The following is a 17561-nucleotide window of genomic DNA, read 5'->3' on the forward strand; positions in this document are numbered from 1 at the left end:
TGATCATGAATACAATATATAAGCAGATGATAAAAAAAGGCGCGTTTTTATTTACGTTGGTAATAAGTGCCTTGTTAAGCGATACCAAAACAACCTTTGCCCAGGCAGAATCACCAAAAGAGGATGATTTTTTCAAGATCATGAAAGTGCCTGCCCCCGAAGGGACAATACTGGAAGTTGGTGGACTTTGCACGCTGCCAAACGGAACTTTGGCAGTTACAACCCGTCGCGGCGATATCTTTATGGTAGAAAACCCTACTGGTCAGCATCCGTTCTTCCGCAAATTTGCTTCCGGATTGCATGAGGTTTTAGGTGCGGCCTGGAAAGATGGCGCTTTATACGTGGTGCAGCGTGGCGAGCTTACCAAACTGGTTGATACCAATATGGATGGCAAGGCCGATGTATTTGAAACTATTTATGCCTGGCCGCTATCGGGTAATTACCATGAATACAGCTTCGGCCCCAAAATAGCACCCGATGGTTCGTTTTTCGTCACCCTGAACCTTGGCTTTCCGCCAGATTGGTGGCACCCTAAAAGTTTTGTGCCTTATCGCGGCTGGGCTTTAAATATTAAGGAGGATGGTACCGTTACTCCATGGGCTGCCGGCTTCCGTTCGCCGTGCGGCATCAGTATGATTGATGGTGAATTATGGTATTCCGATAACCAGGGCGATTGGGTTGGCTCGGGTAGTATAATGCCGATTAAAAAAGGTGCTTTTATGGGCCATCCATCCAGCTTAGTTTGGACAGGCCTACCTAACTCTCCATTAAAACTAACTTCCGAACAATTCTTCGCCAAAAATAATCCTCGTATTGAGTTTGATAAAAACGGACAACCTGTAAAACCACAGGATATAGTAAACGAGAAATTTAAAACCGAATTTGAAGCTAAAAAGGAAATTCCGGAATTACAATTGCCTGCTGTTTGGCTGCCGCACGGTATTTTAGGTATTTCCAATTCTGAAATTGTTAAAATCCCGCAAGGTGCGTTCGGCCCCTTTGAAGGTCAGTTGCTGGTATGCGATCAGGGGCAGAGTATGGTAGATCGGATTTTCCTGGAAAAGGTGAACGGCGAATACCAGGGTGCTGCATGGGCTTTCCGAAGTGGTTTTCAATCGGGGATTGTAAGGTTAGCATGGTTACCAGATGGCTCGTTGGCGGCTGGCGAAACCAACCGTGGCTGGGGATCGGCAGGGGAGGCCACCATGGGTTTACAGCGTTTAGTATGGAATAATAAGGTTCCGTTTGAGATGCGCGCTATCCGTGCTATGCCTGATGGTTTCGAGATTGAATTTACCAAGCCGGTTGATAAAAAGGTTGCCGAAGATATTGCTTCGTACTCGATAGAAAGTTATATCTATAAATATCATGGCGTGTACGGAAGTCCACCGGTAAATACCGAAAAATGCCCTATTGTTGGTGTTAAAGTATCTGCCGATGGATTGAAAGCAAGGCTGATAGTTAATAATCTCCGCAGGTATTATATCCATACCATTACCTTGGGTGCCATCCGCGATAAGGAGAACTATTTTAACCTGGTGCATCCAACGGTTTATTACACTTTAAATAATATTCCCGAAGGACAAAAACTTTCAATGAATGAGGTAAGTACTGTTAATTCGGCTAAAGTTACCGCTGTTATGGCGGCAAAGAAGGGGGCGCCGGGTAAAAACGCTATTCCTGCTAAACCTGTAGCTCCTAACGCTATCCCAACTTATGCCGAAGTACAGCCCTTATTGCTCAAAAATACCTGTCTCTCATGTCATAACGCGACTAAACGGCAGGTTGGTCCGGCGTATGTTGACGTGGCCAAAAGGAAATATAGTGTGAATGAACTGGTACAACTGATCCACAATCCTAAACCTGAACATTGGCCGGATTATTCGACACCGATGCCGCCGATGCCACAGGTACCTAAGGAGGAAGCACGGAAGATCGCTTTGTGGATCAAATCGCTGGCTAAATAAATTGAGATCAACCGTAATTAACTCACAATGAAACGTACAATTATAATAACAGCTTTGTTGGCGGGTAGCGCTTTAACAACCTTTGCGCAGCAAAGAGCAAAGCCGGAAGATACTGAGGTATGGTCGCCGGTGCCGGCGGTGCTTACTCCGGGCAAAGCTTTAGGAGATGCGCCATCTGATGCCATTATTTTATTTGACGGTAAAAACCTGGACGAGTGGGTGGCTACAAACGATAGCACGTCAAGCCACAAATGGAAACTTGAGGGCAAGATCATCACTGTTGATAAAACCGCGGGCGATATCCAAACCAAACGCCGGTTTATGGATTTTCAGCTGCATATCGAATACCGTATCCCCTCAAACATAACCGGCAGCGGACAAGCACGTGGCAACAGCGGTATTTTCCTGGCTGCCCTGCCATGGGGTGCCGGAGGCTATGAATTGCAGGTACTGGATAATTACAATAACAAAACCTATGTAAATGGACAGGTAGGCAGCTTATATAAACAAGCCATTCCGCTGGCCAACGCCTGCCGCAAACCCGGCGAATGGCAAACTTATGATGTAATCTGGACTGCGCCGCGATTTAATGAAGATGGTTCGTTAAAATCGGTAGGCAAGGCAACGGTATTACATAACGGCGTGTTGGTTCAGAATAACACTTCGTTGATAGGGGATACCCCGTATATCGGCAAGCCGGAATATCGTAAGCATGGCGCTTCGCCTATTAAATTGCAGGCTCATGGTGATAAAAGCGAGCCTATCAGTTATAGGAATATTTGGGTGAGGGAGTTGGGAAAATAGATTGTTTAAAAGTCAGACTTACGAAGTTTTTAAAACTTCGTAAGTCTCAAGCGGGCGATTACCTAACAGCCTTCGTCTTTGTCCTTGCGCTCGTTTGCAACGAGCGCTTAATATGGCTTGGCGATAGTATCGCCAGTTGCGTTATAAACGCAAACCCATGTTACGCACTCGTTATAAACGAGCGCGAGATGTATAAGTCTCCAGCGAATCAACTAACCGCTTTCTTCCCCTCAATATTAGGCAGCAAGCCGGTAAACACACCTATCAACGGCAAATAAGCACACACTTTAAATACATATTCAATACTTGTCATATCCGCAACTTTACCCAATACTGCCGATCCTAAACCGCCCATTCCAAAAGCCAGCCCGAAGAATAAGCCTGCAATCAATCCAACCTTTCCCGGTACCAGCTCAGTGGCATAAACCAATATGGCTGAGAATGCCGATGAAAGGATCAAGCCGATGAATACGGATAAAACGCCTGTCCAAAATAGGGATACGTAGGGCAGGAGCATGGTAAAAGGAGCTACACCTAATATCGAGATCCAGATAATATATTTACGACCAAACCTATCGCCCAATGGTCCGCCAAACAAGGTTCCGGCAGCTACAGATCCCAAAAACATAAACAGGTAAACCTGCGATTGCTGGATGCTAAGGTGGAATTTATTGATCAAAAAGAACGTATAATAGCTGGTGATACTGGCCAGGTAAAAGTATTTTGAAAAGATCAGCACCAACAAAATAAACAGCGAAAATATAACCCTGCCTTTTGAAAGATTTAAATGAGTAGTTTCTTTAACCGTTTTGTTCCTGGCGTTGATACTTAAACGCTCGGCATACCATTTGGCTATGCGTAGCAACACCATGATCCCTGCCAAAGCCACAAGACAAAACCATATCACGTTTGATTGACCATAAGGGATAACGATCAACGCCGCCAGCAAAGGCCCGATAGCGCTACCCGCGTTGCCTCCCAGCTGAAAGATTGATTGGGCAAGTCCTTTTTTACCTCCTGACGCGAGGTGCGCCACCCTTGATGATTCCGGGTGAAAGATAGATGAGCCTATCCCGATGAGGCTTACTGCCATCAGCATTACATAAAAATTGCTTGCAAAGGAAGCGAGCGCCAATCCCGATAAAGTAAAACCCATACCAACAGCCAGCGAATACGGCTTAGGCTTTTTATCTGTATAAAGCCCAACAAAAGGTTGGAGGATGGAAGCTGTAATTTGATAGGTAAATGTAATTAAACCTATCTGCGTAAAGTTTAAGCTGAAGCGCTGCTTAATAAGCGGGTATATAGATGGTATAACCGATTGCAGCATATCATTAATAAAATGCGCAAGACTGATGGTAAACAAAATTGAGTACACGGTTTGCTGAACCAATTTTTTCGGTTCGGCGATGGTTGTTGTGGGTGATGTAGATTCCATTTAGATTTAGATAAATTATATAAACATTATATCATCAGATGAATTAAAGCAAAAATTTTAATATAAACGAATTTCGGTAGCCGTATTCCAGGCCTGTTTCGAGTCGCAATCCTGGATGTTTCTTAAAAGCCGCTCGTGCAGGTGCTGGGTTTCGATGAAGCTGCTGGTGTCCTGGTAAATATCGGTGAACCATTGTTTTAAATGTACAGCGGTTGCTTTATATAGGTCGCTAAGGATCTCGTTTTTTGATGCTTCGGCTATAGCGACGTGAAACTGGATATCTGCTTCAATACATTCTTTCAAGCGTCCTGCATCGGCATGTTTTTTTCGGTTTTCGAGATGCCCTTTCATCAGGATAATGTCTTTTTGAGATCGGTTAATAGCCGATTTTTCAGCAATTTTCATTTCTAAAAGCTGCCGTACCTCATCAATATCCTGTGCGCGGGCACGCTTTAGTCGGGCTTCTATCGGCTCTGGGTTGGTTTCGGTACGTTCAACAAAAGTCCCCGCACCTTGCTGGCTCCTGAGTATTCCGGATTGTACCAGGCTTTTAGTAGCCTCGCGGACGCTGGAGCGGCCAACACCAAACTCGGCCATCAGTTCTGGTTCTGTCGGTAGTTTATCATTCACCTTGTATTTACCGCTAATTATCTGCTCGCGCAGCTTATCGGTAATTTCTTCGGCTAATGATTTTTTGATGATCTTGCTCATTTGTTAAATTCATCTGATGAATTACAAAGGTAAAAGGTTTATTCCAAAATTCAAACATATTTTTATAATCCGCTTATCGATCATTAAAAAATCAGCAATTATTACTCCATACTTCCTAAAGCATTAATATATGCTTAAATTTAGCTTAACATCTGTACCCTTACTTTGTCGCTATAAAAATACCCCTGTGAAGCACTATACAGACGCGCAACTTTTACTTGAACTGCAAGGCGGTGACGATAGCGCGTTCAGGGAAATTTATGAGCGTTACTCAGATAAACTGCTATCGTTCGCCATAAAAAAAACGCAGAGTGAGGACGAAGCAATGGATATGGTGCAGGAGCTGTTTCTATCCATCTGGAAAAATCGCTTCACCATGCAGGTAAACGGTTCGCTCGAGGCCTACCTGATGGTTTCTATCAATTACATGAGTTTTAAGTGGTACAAAAAACAAAGTTTGAAACCACGCGCGGTAGAAGATATAGCCATGTTGCCCGAAACTTATGAGCATACTACAGATCAGAAACTCTCCCTTGCCGAATTACATTTACTCATCAATAGGGAAATAGCCGATATGCCCGAAAAAATGCGCGAAGTTTATTTGTGCAGCCGCGAGCAGGATATGACTGGTCCGCAAATTGCCGAGTTTTTAGGTTTATCGCACCAAACGGTCCGCAACCAGATCAGTAATGCCTTGAGCCGGTTAAAAAAATCAGTTCAGCGTTATTATGATGTGATCCCCTTTGATAATTACGGTCGTTTTTTACTGCTGATAATTTTTTTGAAAAAGTTATAGTACACTCGCCCTTCTCCAGTCACTTAGTTGGTATAAGGCCATATTAGGTGAATCAACAGGAAATAAAAAAACTACTCAATAAGTTTAAAGCCGGTAAATGTACCGACGAGGAATTGCAGCAGCTGCAACAGCTAATGCATGAACTTGATACGTATGCAGAACCAGCAAACGAAGTTAAAGCGCTAAAGGAACCGCTTTGGGAGCGCATTGAAAAACAAACCATTACTAAAGGGAAAGTACGCAGGTTAAATACAACCTGGTTAAGTGTAGCAGCCGCTGTATTGATAGCAGTTTGCGCCGGATTATTTTACGCAAAGCTTGGTACCCATAAAACAGAGAATATAGCCTACCAGGTAATTACCGCACCTAAAGGCAGCATGAAGCAAATTATGTTGCCCGATAGTTCAACAGTTCAGCTCAACGCCGGTACATCCATTAAATTCCCGGTTATCTTCAGCGCCGCTAAAAGAGAAGTTACACTATTAAATGGTGAAGCCTTTTTTGATGTGAAGCACGATGCTACCAAACCATTTTTGGTGCATGCCGCGCAGGTTACTACGCAGGTGTTGGGTACCTCATTCAATATCAAATTTTATAAAGAACTACCTAATATCCAGGTTTTTGTAAATAGTGGTAAAGTTGAAGTGCATGATCAGAAACACACTTTCGGTTTTTACACCCCGCAACAACAACTCACCTATAATAAGCACGATAAAAGCTTTACCCGTCAGCAAATCAGCGGCGATCATTCACTGAGCTGGATGCACGATGAGTTGATTTTGGATAATGTTTCATTTAATGAGATAGCCGTTTACCTGCAAAACCGCTATAGCGTAAACTTTAACTACACAGGCAAAAAACTGAACCACCAACGCTACTCGGTAAGGTTTTCGAACAAACTTAATATTAATGAGGTGCTTGATATACTGCAGTTTATTGATGGGCGCAGGTATAAGCTAAAAGGAGATACCGTAAATATTAAATAACAATATCAAAGAGAAACCAATGCCTGGTACGAACAGGCACTGGCTAATGTAAATGTAGCTGCCAAAAACTAAAAGCCAACAGGCAGTTACTGATCACTTTAAAAACAAATGTATGGAAAAATCTTTAACCCGGATTTCAAGAAGTTTAACAACGGCAATTTTGTTGCTGCTAACCAGTTTGGCCATATCATGGCCCGCGCTTGCCAAAGCCGAGCGTAACAACACATCCATTGTCGACCAGCCGGTTACAGTAAAGTTTGGCGATGAAACGATGGATGCCTCGCTCGAAAAATTGAAAAAAGCCGCCAACAGCGTGGCCTTTAATTACAAAATGGATGATGTTGTAGCCGTAAAAGTAAAAGCGGGCTCGTTCATTAACAAACCTTTAAAAGATGTACTAAACGCGTTAACTGCTAATACTCAATTGGAGTACCGCGAAAAGTACGGCACTATCATCATTTCGCACAAAAAGCCTGTTCGCGTGGTTGATAAAATAACGGTGAACGGTACGGTGAGCGATAAAGAAGGTCCGCTGGCAGGTGTTGCTGTACGCAGCAAAACATCGTCAGCAGCAACATCAACCGATGTAAACGGTAACTTTAAAATTTCTGTTGAAAAAGGCGAGGTGTTGATTTTTAGCTTCATTGGTTATAAAAGCCAGGAAGTTACCGCTAATCAATCGCCCCTTAATGTTACTTTAGATGCCGATGTTACTGGCCTTAACGCTGTAGTAGTTGTAGGTTACGGTACACAGAAAAAATCGGATGTAACCGGTTCGGTAGGTTCATTAAAAGTGAGCAATGTTAAAGATCGTTCGGTAGGTTCGGTTAACGAGATGTTGCAAGGTCAGATTGCCGGTGTAACTGTATTGAACGAAGGTGGCGACCCAACCTCGGGCCCCAGCATTAGGTTGCGCGGTCAAAGTTCATTTAATAATGAAGGTCCGTTAATGGTTGTGGATGGAACTATCTACAATGGCGGCCCAATTGATCCTTCTGATATCGAATCTATCGACGTTTTGAAAGATTCGTATGCGGCTATCTACGGTGCCAAAGCGGCAGGCGGTGTAATTTTGATCACCACCAAACGCGGTAAAGAAGGTAAAACCAATTTAGAGATCACCGCGAAAGGTGGTACGCAAAACGCGCTTAAAATATTGCAGGCCTTAAATGCTGCTGATTACGCCGATGCCATCAATACCGCTTATGACAATGCGGGTAAAACCCGTCTCCCGGCTTTTGATGCAAACGTAAACCCAGACTCGCGCATTACCCGCACCAACTGGACCGATGCTCTTTTTAAAACCGGCTATGTGCAGGATTATAACCTGAACATTAGCGGAGGTACCGAGAAGTCGCACTTTTATGTTTCGGGCGGCTATCGTAAAAACGATGCTATCCTGTTAAATACCAATGCTATTCGATATAACTTTCGTGTAAATTCAGATCACCAGATCAATAACTGGTTAAAGATCGGCGAAAGCATGTCGTATTCTTATAACAACGGTCAGGGTGCTAATACTACCAGCGCTTATACCGGTGCTATTTTATCAGCTATATTTTATCCGCCAAACGCTTCTATCTATAACCCGGATGGTAGCTTCGGTGGTGTTCCGGCGCAATACGCTGGTTCATACGGCGACGTAATTAACCCGGTAGCTTACCTAAAACGTTTGGATAACAGCGATGCGGTAAACAGCTTCAACATCAATCCTTATGTGGAGATAAACCTGATTAAAGGTTTAAAATTCCGCTCAAACCTCGGCATAACCAAAAACCTGGAAACCATCAAAAACTTCAGCACCAGGGTATTGGAGCCTGGTAAAAAGTTTTTTGATAACTTCCTGTTCCAGGAGCAGTATAATGCCCGTACTATACTTGCCGAGCAAACTTTAAACTACGATCGTACTTTTGGTAACCACCACATCAGTGCTTTGGCCGGTTACACTTACCAAAACGATACACAGGAGTTTTTCAGCGTAAATACTGATAACTACCTGAGCGAAGATCCTGCTTATCGTTACATTATTAACGGTACCCTTAACCCAACAGGTGTACCTTTGCAAGGCAACAAAAACGAATCGGCGCTGATCTCATACCTCGGCAGGATAGGTTACGATTATGCCGGAAAATATTTTATCAACGGTATCATCCGTCGCGATGCTACTTCATTGTTATCAAGCAAAAACCGCGCTGAGGTTTATCCTGGCGTATCAGCCGGTTGGTTGATCAGTAAAGAATCATTTTTCCCTACGGATGCTTTGGTTTCGTTTGCTAAGTTGAGGGCAAGTTATGGCCAGTCTGGTAACCTTGCAGGTTTGCCAAGTTTCCCAACTTCGGTATCATTAACCAAAACCGCAGGTTACTTAGGTAGCCCGGCTGCCGGTATCACCGGTTCGGCTGTTGATGGTTTGGCTAACCTTAACCTTAAATGGGAGAAAGCAACCCAAACCGATGTTGGTGTTGATGTAGGTTTGATGAACGGCCAGATCAATATTACTGCCGATGTATTTCAAAAAACAAATACCCGTTTCTTGTTCCAGCCGCCTGTAGCCGCTGTTTATGGTGTATCAAACCCTCCGTTTGTTAACGGTGGTAAAATCCAGAACAAAGGCATCGAGCTATCTGTAAAATACCAGGGCAATGTTGGAGACCTTCACTATAATTTAACAGCTAACGGATCGTACATCAAAAACAAAATTGATGATATCCTGCCTGGCCAGCAAACCATTTTGTCCAACCCAACTGTAAGGGATAACCTGGTGCCAGTTTGGTTGCAGCAAGGTCAATCATTGTATTCTTTCTTCGGATTAAAAACCGCGGGTTTATTCCAATCGCAGGATGAGGTGAACAATTACAAAGGTTCATCAGGCGCGTTGATCCAGCCAAATGCAAAACCGGGCGATATCAAATTCCAGGATCTGAATGGCGATGGAAAAATAACTGAAGCTGATAAAACTTACTTAGGTACACCGTTCCCGAAGATTAGCTACGGTTTTACCGCCAACTTTAACTATGGCCCGTTTGATCTGAGCGTGTTTTTACAAGGCGTTACCGGCAATAAGTTGTTCAATGCGGTTAAATACACTGGTTTGAATGCATCTATCCAAAACTATAACCTTTTGGCCGATGCTAAAAACGCCTGGACGCCAACGCATACCAATACCAATATCCCACGCCTATCGGCAAGTGATGCTAACGGTAACTTTGGTAACGTATCTGATTTTTACGTAGAGAATGGCTCGTACATGCGCATCAAAAATGTAACCCTTGGTTATACCTTGCCAAAAGCTTTGATGACTAAAATTGGTGTACGTAGCGCCCGTGTTTTCGCTAACGCTTTAAACCTGGCAACATTCACCAAATACAGCGGTCTTGATCCGGAGGTTGGTATTAATCAAAACGGTGTTGATTTAGGCTTATACCCACAGGCCCGTGTAATATTAATTGGTGTTAACGTAGGCTTATAATAAATCAAGGCAAATAATTTAAAGAGATAATTACAATGAAACTTAAAAATATAATTAGCGGCGGTTTATTAGGTGTAATGGCTATTACGCTGGCTCAAAGCTGTAAAAAAGGAACTTTAGATAACATTAAACCAACGGGTACGCCAACCAGCACCAATTTCTGGAAAACTGCTGATGATGCACAGGCTGCTGCAAATGGTTTATACGAAAAGCAGAGCAACAGTGAAGATATGTATGGTCGTGGGTTTTTCTGGTTTATCAATGCAAGCGATGATATGGTGGTAGGCCGTACATCTGCCGATAGGGAAAATATCAAAAACTTTATCTGTACAGGTAATGAAAGCAGTATTTACGCTCCATGGTCGTTGCACTTTGTGGTGATGAAACGTGCTAACGATGTGATCAATAATGTGCCGGGCATTAACATGGATGCAGCGACTAAAAACTTCATTTTAGGCCAGGCTTATTTTATCCACGCGGTTATGCATTTGGAAATTGCCGATTTGTACGGAACAGATAAGCAAGGTGCTCCCTTGCAAAATCGCGCTAACGCGTTGGCTTTCCCGGCGCAATTGCCATCGGTAAAAGATAACTACGCTTACATTGAGGCCGACCTGAAAAAAGCAGCTTCGTTATTGCCTTATTTTGATAAGCTGGCTACAACTGATTATGGCCGCGCGCACAAAACCGCTGCATGGGCTTACTTAGCTAAAACTTACCTGCATGCTAAGGATTATGCCAATGCCGAAAAATATGCTGATTCGGTGATCCTGAGCGGCAAGCATAGCCTGTTAACTAACTATGCTGATGTGTTCAAGATAGCTAATAACTACAGCTCGGAATATATCTGGTCGGTAGCAAGTAACCTGAATGGGCAAAGCATTTTGCCTGGTGCCATGCTGGAGAACAAAGGTTGGGGCTTATACAATGGCTTCGGTTATTTTCAGCCTACCAAAGAGTTGGTTGACGAGTTTGAGACCGGTGATAAAAGGCTTCCGGCTACTATCCTGAAAAATGGTGATAGCTTCCAGTATTTCGGTCAAACTTATACTTACCCAATTGGTGGTAAAAGCAACAGCTTAACCGGTTACCAGTTCAATAAATACATGGAGCCGTTTAGCTATGCCGGTGGGATCCACGTAAGCCCTAACGGCGATGAGCCATCTACGGATTTGAACGTGCCGTTGTTGCGCTATGCCGAGATCTTGCTGATCAAAGCCGAGGCGCAGATTATGCAGGGAAAAAATGGTGATGCCGCTCTTAACCTGGTACGTGTACGTGCAGGCTTAAAACCAATTACTAACGCCACTATGGTTAACCTGAAACACGAGCGCCGCGTTGAGCTGGCAGGTGAGTGGAGCGACCGTAACTTTGATCTTGTTCGTTGGGGTGATGCGCAGGCAACTTACGCAAAACCTTTACACGGCGCGGATGGCTCAGTTGTGTGGAAAGCACGTACCTTTGATCCGGCAAGGGATAACGTTTGGCCAATTCCACCAAAGGATATCCAGATTAGCCAGGGACAGCTGAAGCAAAACGCAGGCTGGTAATTTTTTTGACATGCTAAAAACTTTAAAACCGGGCATTGCCCGGTTTTACTATTAAATACACATATGAAAAACTGTACTAAAATTATCACGCTGGTATCGCTGCTTGCAATTGCAGCATTATCGGTAAATGCGCAGGTAAAAACATCTTATACCGTTGCCGATGCCCATTCGCACAACGATTACAAAAACAGTATTCCTTTTTTAAGGGCTTACGAAAAAGGTTTTGGATCTATCGAGGCTGATTGTTATGCCGTTAATGGCCAGTTGATGGTGGCGCATGACAAGAAAGAGATCGACCCGAAACGTTCGTTAAAAATTCTTTACATCGACCCGCTGATTGAGAAATTTAAACGCGATCCGCAACGCCATTTAAGATTGTTGATCGAAATAAAAGAAGATCATAAAGCGGTATTACCATTGGTGATAAAAGAACTAAAGCCGCTTGAGCAATATTTCGATTACGAAGGCCACCCTGGCAGATTATCTATTGTGATGACAGGCGCTGTGCCACCTCCTGCGGAGATGACCAACTACCCGGCCTGGATCTCTTTCGATGTTGACCACATGGACGGTTTCACGCCCGAGCAATGGAAAAAAATAGGCCTGGTAAGTTTTCCATTCGGCAAGTACATGCACTGGAATGGTAAGGGTGTATTAAATAATGAAGAAATAGCCAGGGTAAAAGGCGGAATTGACAGCGTGCACAATGCCGGTAAAAAGATCCGTTTTTGGGAAACTCCAGATACCAAAAGCAGCTGGCTCGCTTTGATCCGTTTAGGCGTAGATGTAATTGGCACAGATAAGATAGAAGAGCTTGGCGATTTCCTGAACAAAAAGCCTGCTGATGAGTACACCGCGCCGCAACCTTACGCTATTTATAAACCAACTTACAAATCTGACGGCTCGGTAAAAAAAGTAAAAAATATCATTTTGTGCATTGGCGATGGTATGGGTTTATCGCAGATTTATTCAACTTATACAGCTAACCGTGGGCAGTTGAATATCTTTCAGATGCTGAATATTGGATTTTCGATAACTAATTCTGCCGATGCTTATATTACTGATTCAGCTGCCGGGGCTACCGCTTTCGCATCAGGCCAAAAAACTAATGACAGGGCTATTGGTGTTGATCCGGCAGGCAAGCCACTAAAATCACTGGCCGATTACAGTGCAGAAGCAGGAAAGAAAACAGCCGACATAGCAGTGTGTGAATTAACCGATGCCACCCCGGCAGCTTTTTATGCTCACAATTCAGAAAGAAGTAATTCGGTAGCTATCGCGAATAACATCACTCAATCGCCGGTTGACATCTTTTTAGGTTCGGCTTATAAAGATTTCGCGCAACCGGTAAACGGTGAAAGTACCGTTGATAAAATGAAGAAAAGGGGATATACCGTTATCCGCAACTTCGATGAGTTTTTGAGCAGCACATCATCAAAAATTCTTGGTCTGATGGATGATAGCGTAACCCGCCCAAAAATGGAGGGTAGGGGAAACTACCTGCCTTTAGCTTTCAATAAAGTAACCCAGGCATTCAAAAACGCACCAAAAGGTTTCTTTATGATGATTGAAGGTTCGCAGATTGATCACGGTGGTCACGCTAACAACCTGAAGCAGATCATCACCGAAAACAGCGACTTTGACCGTGTAGTTGGCGATGCCCTTAAATTTGCTGATGAAGATGGCGAAACCCTGGTTATTGTTACTGCCGATCATGAAACAGGAGGCTTAACCCTGCTTGATGGCGATATCAAAAAGGGATATGTATGGGGTGATTTCAGTACCAACGATCACACTGGAACACCGGTGCCGGTATTTAGCTACGGCCCTCACTCTTTGGATTTTAGGGGTGCTTTTAACAATACGGAGATCTTTAACAGGATCAAGGCTTTGTTGCAATAAAGCCTAACCATCAATAATAAGATCGTCATTGCGAGGTACGAAGCAATCGCACGGAGGCAGGTCCGCCCTGTAAAGTTCGCGATTGCTTCGTGCAATGACATCTTTAAAATGGGTGTCATGCTGAGCTTGTCGAAGCATGGCGGGCAGGGCCTCTGCGCGCGACCCTTCGACAAGCTGTCATTGACAAGTCTATAATGCGTTGATAATCAGACGCACAAAAATGTCATCTGCAATGCTATTATTTGCGCGCAAATAAACCTTACTCAGGGTGACAGGCCATCCCTCCTAATGTCATATACTCCTTCAGACGCCTCGACTTTTATTAATCGCAATGACGGCTTTTATACCTTTTTTAACAGCCTCTCCGGTTTTACTAACCGATAATCTGCACCCAACCAGAATAAACCTTCCCGTTTTTCAAATCGATCTTATAATAATAAGTACCGGAAGATAGCTTAGTTCCATTATAAGTCCCATCCCAGGGAGTTGAATATCCTCTTGCCTCGAAAACCATTGTTCCATAACGGTTAAATACTTGTGTAGTAGCTGTTGGATAAGATGCCAACGCGTCTATCTTCCAAGTGTCGTTAGCTCCATCGCCATTGGGGGTAAAAGTATTTGGGACAATAAATTTATCAACTACCTTAACCGCCACACTTGCAGTAGCTTCAAATTTGCACGAACCTGGTTGTAATACATGCAGTACGTAGGTAATATCGCTGGTGGGCGAAACAAATGGGGTTAGGGTATTGCTGTCGCTGATCTCATTATTTGGCGTCCAGTAATAAGTAACATTGGTGCCTTCAACCTTGCCATGTAGCTGGATGCGTTCACCTTTAACAACCTCTGCGCCCGCAGCGCTGGCGTAGGCTATGGGGCCGTTGTTTACCGTTAGCGTCATGCTGCTTTGGGCCTTGCAGGTACCGTTGGTTACGGTTACGCTGTAGGTAGTTGTCACGTCGGGCGAGGCTATCGGATCCGCAATATTGGGGTTGGATAAGCCCGCTGCAGGGAACCATTGGTAGCTTGTACCACCGGTGGCATGCAAGGTAACGTTGTCGCCTTTACAAATAGTCCTGCTATCGCCTGCATTAGCTTCAACAGGTTTATTAATGGCCACGGAAACGGCGGGGGAAACCGTTTCGCAGCCGTTTTTAATAATAACAACCTGGTATTGCCCGGCCATAGCAGCCGTTGCATTTGGGATAACAGGATTTTGCTTGTTTGATGTGAAGCCGTTAGGACCTGTCCAGCTATAGCTTTCGCCCGCCGGAGCGGTTAAATAAATGCTCTCACCCAGACACACCGGCGAACTTGCCGTAGCCACAACTGGTTCCGGGTTAACAATAGTTAAAGTAACCGGCGATGAGATCAATCTGCATTGTGCCGAGTTAATATTACCTTCCTGCGCCATCAATACCCGATATTGATAAGTACCTGCGTTAGCAGGTTGAAGCAGGGGATAAGAGGCCGATACAGCACCTGGAATATTTACCCAGGCATTGTTTACGTATGATTGCCATTGATAAACCGGTTTAGCATATGGCTGTGCAGAAGCGGCGCTCACGTTTAAATTATAAATTTTATTAGCTTGAGCGCAGCCTTGTGCCGAAACAGTAGTTTTATTGTCGCCGATATAAGCGGTAAGCGCCGGGCCGAAAGGTCTTAATGAGATATCATCCAGCGCTACGTCGTTACCATAACCGCCGCTGGCATTGTTAACCATTTTAATAGTAACATCGCCGCCGGTTGCGGGCGTGCTGAATATAATATCATATTGCAGCCAACCCTGGCCGTTGGCAATAGGGCCGGTATGGTTTGTTTTTGTTTCTGCGGATGTTATAACTGAGAAGGTGATATCCGGCTTAATGCCGCCTTCCTTCATTAGGTTTAATACATAAACGCTGAAACGGTAAGTAGTGCCAGGGCACAAAGTTTTAACCGTGCGTTTGTAAAACTCATCAATGCTGTTGGTGGCATCAACAATCATCATATATCCGTTAGGCTGGCCGGGCGTATGATTGCCGGTTTGCAGCCACGATTCGGGGTACATACCATTGGTTGAGTTGGCAATAGTATAATTGCCCTCGCCGGGTTGTGATGGCAGGTACGTGTAAGTGGTTGAAAAGTCGCCGTCGCTTATTTTCGGACCGATCTGGTTTGCGCCAGATCCAAAATCTTCAATTAATACGGCTTCCCCCTCCTGGGCTTGCAAGCGCAGGGTAAAAAATGACAATAGAATTCCTATTGCTGATAAAGCAAAAATTTTCATGTGTTTTTACGCATGTTTCAAGAAGGAGCCGACAAAAGCAACCTTCTTGCTTTAAAGTTTAATCAATCTGGCCGGGGGACAGCCTCAATTGATCAAACATGGATTAACGTTGTTGTTTTTTCAGATAGAGTTGCAAAACCAAAGCCACAGGCTTATTCGTAGGTAGGGCAGTGTGCCAAATTTGGAGGTGCGAAAACAGGAGAGATAGTGTATTAAAAACACAAGTTGTAAAACTTACACTAAGTATAGTTTTTTTTATCCCGGCATTATCTGAAAGTAGCCGTTGTTGGCATAAAAAGCCGAAAATGAAAAATTATGTCACAGAAAAGTAAACTACTATTGGCTTGGTTTTTGATGATTAAAAATTGGCTGTTTTTAATTGTGGCGTAGAAAAAAATCTTCAATAAATCCCAATTCGGGAAAATAAATCTACAAGTAATCTTGATTTTATGGCAAGCAAACAGTATTCCTGTTAGCTCTTAGCTTAAGTATTAATTAAATGAACAACTTGAACAGAGTATCCATTAATGAACAATTTGAATGGATAAAATGAACAGGTCATCTAAAATCCAAAAACGTGGAGTTGTAAGCGATAACAATTGGTGAAAATGCCCGATGTAGTTTGATCGGTTTTGGGTGGAGGGATAACAAAAAAGGATAGCAAAATGCTATCCTCCGCAAATATAAAAAATGGCTTACCTGTTTAATGGGAGTTCGGCATATGATGAGTGAACTCTATTATAAACATGTCATTTCGATAGAGCGAAGGGCAGGCAAGAGCGCCAGAGCGAAAGAGAAATCTTGTACGCCCTGCAAAGCCGCCATGCGTGTTTGATTTGCAGGGCGTATAAGATTTCTCCTCACCCCGGTTGCACAATCCCTTCCCGGTTCGTCGAAATGACAGGCGGATTTTCTTTTTCCGATCTGGAGTTATTTAAGATTTAGATATAATACTGCAGCTATCGAAGCCCCTACTAACGGAGCCACAACTGGGATCCAGGAATAAGCCCAATCGCTGCTACCTTTTCCTTTAATAGGTAATAACATATGCATCAACCGCGGACCAAGATCGCGCGCCGGGTTGATGGCATAGCCAGTAGTGCCGCCAAGCGCCAAACCTATCACCCAAACTAAAAATGTTACCGGTATAGCCCCGACCGATCCTAATCCCACCGGAGTTTTAGCAGGTGTGATCTCTGCACCCGTTATATAGAATATAGTGAACAGCAATACAAAAGCGCCGATCACCTCACTCGCAATGTTTGATACATAGTTGCGCACAGCAGGGCCTGTACAAAATACCGCGAGGATAGTAGCCGGATCGTTAGTACGTTTAAAATGATCGTAATACATTATCCATACTAAAAATGCGCCAAGGCAGGCCCCTGCAAATTGCGCTATTATATAAGGTATAACATTTGCCCATGCAAATTTACCGCCTATGGCCAGTGCCAGGGTAACGGCAGGGTTAAGGTGCGCGCCGCTGTAAGGCCCGGCCACAACTACGCCCACAAAAACGGCTAAGCCCCAGGCGGTAGTAATTACCATCCAGCCGCTATTGTTGCCTTTGGTATCTTTTAAAACAACGTTGGCCACTACGCCATCGCCTAATAATATCATAAGCATGGTGCCGAGCAGTTCGGCTACAAAAGGTGACATGTTGATA

General features: G+C 44.0%; 11 protein-coding genes. 7 read left to right on the top strand and 4 right to left on the bottom strand.

Going from position 1 to position 17561, the window contains the following annotated elements:
- The first annotated feature begins 5 nt into the window (after positions 1 to 5).
- Both AAFN85_RS05775 and AAFN85_RS05780 read left to right on the top strand, forming a co-directional pair.
- Positions 6 to 1967 (top strand): c-type cytochrome, encoded by a 1962-nt coding sequence (locus AAFN85_RS05775; protein WP_347526063.1) that lies wholly within the window; start codon positions 6 to 8, stop codon positions 1965 to 1967.
- Between the two features lie 27 nt (positions 1968 to 1994).
- Positions 1995 to 2771 (top strand): DUF1080 domain-containing protein, encoded by a 777-nt coding sequence (locus AAFN85_RS05780; protein ID WP_347526064.1) that lies wholly within the window; start codon positions 1995 to 1997, stop codon positions 2769 to 2771.
- 208 nt (positions 2772 to 2979) lie between these two features.
- Here AAFN85_RS05780 and AAFN85_RS05785 read toward each other — a convergent pair whose 3' ends face one another.
- Positions 2980 to 4209 carry an MFS transporter gene (locus AAFN85_RS05785; protein ID WP_347526065.1) on the bottom strand — a complete coding sequence of 410 codons (1230 nt, stop codon included), beginning with the start codon at positions 4207 to 4209 and terminating at the stop codon, positions 2980 to 2982.
- A gap of 57 nt (positions 4210 to 4266) precedes the next feature.
- The gene (locus AAFN85_RS05790; protein WP_347526066.1) at positions 4267 to 4920 is read right to left on the bottom strand and encodes a FadR/GntR family transcriptional regulator; all 654 of its coding nucleotides are present in this window, start codon (positions 4918 to 4920) and stop codon (positions 4267 to 4269) included.
- Between the two features lie 187 nt (positions 4921 to 5107).
- Here AAFN85_RS05790 and AAFN85_RS05795 point away from each other — a divergent pair, with 187 nt between their 5' ends.
- The 5 genes from AAFN85_RS05795 (at position 5108) to AAFN85_RS05815 (ending at position 13623) form a co-directional block, all read left to right on the top strand.
- A complete protein-coding gene (locus tag AAFN85_RS05795) occupies positions 5108 to 5716 on the top strand; it encodes a sigma-70 family RNA polymerase sigma factor (RefSeq protein WP_347526067.1) in 609 nt (202 codons plus the stop codon).
- Between the two features lie 47 nt (positions 5717 to 5763).
- The gene (locus AAFN85_RS05800; protein ID WP_347526068.1) at positions 5764 to 6702 is read left to right on the top strand and encodes a FecR domain-containing protein; all 939 of its coding nucleotides are present in this window, start codon (positions 5764 to 5766) and stop codon (positions 6700 to 6702) included.
- Between the two features lie 112 nt (positions 6703 to 6814).
- On the top strand, positions 6815 to 10171 hold the full coding sequence (locus AAFN85_RS05805; RefSeq protein ID WP_347526069.1) for a TonB-dependent receptor: 3357 nt from the start codon (positions 6815 to 6817) through the stop codon (positions 10169 to 10171).
- A 35-nt stretch (positions 10172 to 10206) separates the two neighbouring features.
- Positions 10207 to 11721 (top strand): RagB/SusD family nutrient uptake outer membrane protein, encoded by a 1515-nt coding sequence (locus tag AAFN85_RS05810; RefSeq protein ID WP_347526070.1) that lies wholly within the window; start codon positions 10207 to 10209, stop codon positions 11719 to 11721.
- Positions 11722 to 11784: 63 nt separating this feature from the next.
- Positions 11785 to 13623: an alkaline phosphatase gene (locus AAFN85_RS05815; protein ID WP_347526071.1), complete on the top strand. Its 1839-nt coding sequence runs from the start codon at positions 11785 to 11787 to the stop codon at positions 13621 to 13623.
- Between the two features lie 373 nt (positions 13624 to 13996).
- Here AAFN85_RS05815 and AAFN85_RS05820 read toward each other — a convergent pair whose 3' ends face one another.
- Both AAFN85_RS05820 and AAFN85_RS05825 read right to left on the bottom strand, forming a co-directional pair.
- The gene (locus tag AAFN85_RS05820) at positions 13997 to 15895 is read right to left on the bottom strand and encodes a gliding motility-associated C-terminal domain-containing protein (protein WP_347526073.1); all 1899 of its coding nucleotides are present in this window, start codon (positions 15893 to 15895) and stop codon (positions 13997 to 13999) included.
- A 930-nt stretch (positions 15896 to 16825) separates the two neighbouring features.
- Positions 16826 to 17554 (bottom strand): MIP/aquaporin family protein, encoded by a 729-nt coding sequence (locus tag AAFN85_RS05825; RefSeq protein ID WP_347526074.1) that lies wholly within the window; start codon positions 17552 to 17554, stop codon positions 16826 to 16828.
- Between the last annotated feature and the right edge of the window lie 7 nt (positions 17555 to 17561).

Origin of the sequence: Mucilaginibacter sp. CAU 1740 (assembly GCF_039839285.1) — a bacterium.
Taxonomy (GTDB): Bacteria; Bacteroidota; Bacteroidia; order Sphingobacteriales; family Sphingobacteriaceae; genus Mucilaginibacter.

Excerpts from the sequence above, each read along its gene's own strand:
- AAFN85_RS05815 (WP_347526071.1), top strand. The coding sequence starts at position 11,785 with ATGAAAAACTGTACTAAAATTATCACGCTGGTATCGCTGCTTGCAATT.
- AAFN85_RS05780 (WP_347526064.1), top strand. The coding sequence starts at position 1,995 with ATGAAACGTACAATTATAATAACAGCTTTGTTGGCGGGTAGCGCTTTA.
- AAFN85_RS05810 (WP_347526070.1), top strand. The coding sequence starts at position 10,207 with ATGAAACTTAAAAATATAATTAGCGGCGGTTTATTAGGTGTAATGGCT.
- AAFN85_RS05820 (WP_347526073.1), bottom strand. The coding sequence starts at position 15,895 with ATGAAAATTTTTGCTTTATCAGCAATAGGAATTCTATTGTCATTTTTT.
- AAFN85_RS05805 (WP_347526069.1), top strand. The coding sequence starts at position 6,815 with ATGGAAAAATCTTTAACCCGGATTTCAAGAAGTTTAACAACGGCAATT.
- AAFN85_RS05825 (WP_347526074.1), bottom strand. The coding sequence starts at position 17,554 with ATGTCACCTTTTGTAGCCGAACTGCTCGGCACCATGCTTATGATATTA.
- AAFN85_RS05790 (WP_347526066.1), bottom strand. The coding sequence starts at position 4,920 with ATGAGCAAGATCATCAAAAAATCATTAGCCGAAGAAATTACCGATAAG.
- AAFN85_RS05775 (WP_347526063.1), top strand. The coding sequence starts at position 6 with ATGAATACAATATATAAGCAGATGATAAAAAAAGGCGCGTTTTTATTT.
- AAFN85_RS05785 (WP_347526065.1), bottom strand. The coding sequence starts at position 4,209 with ATGGAATCTACATCACCCACAACAACCATCGCCGAACCGAAAAAATTG.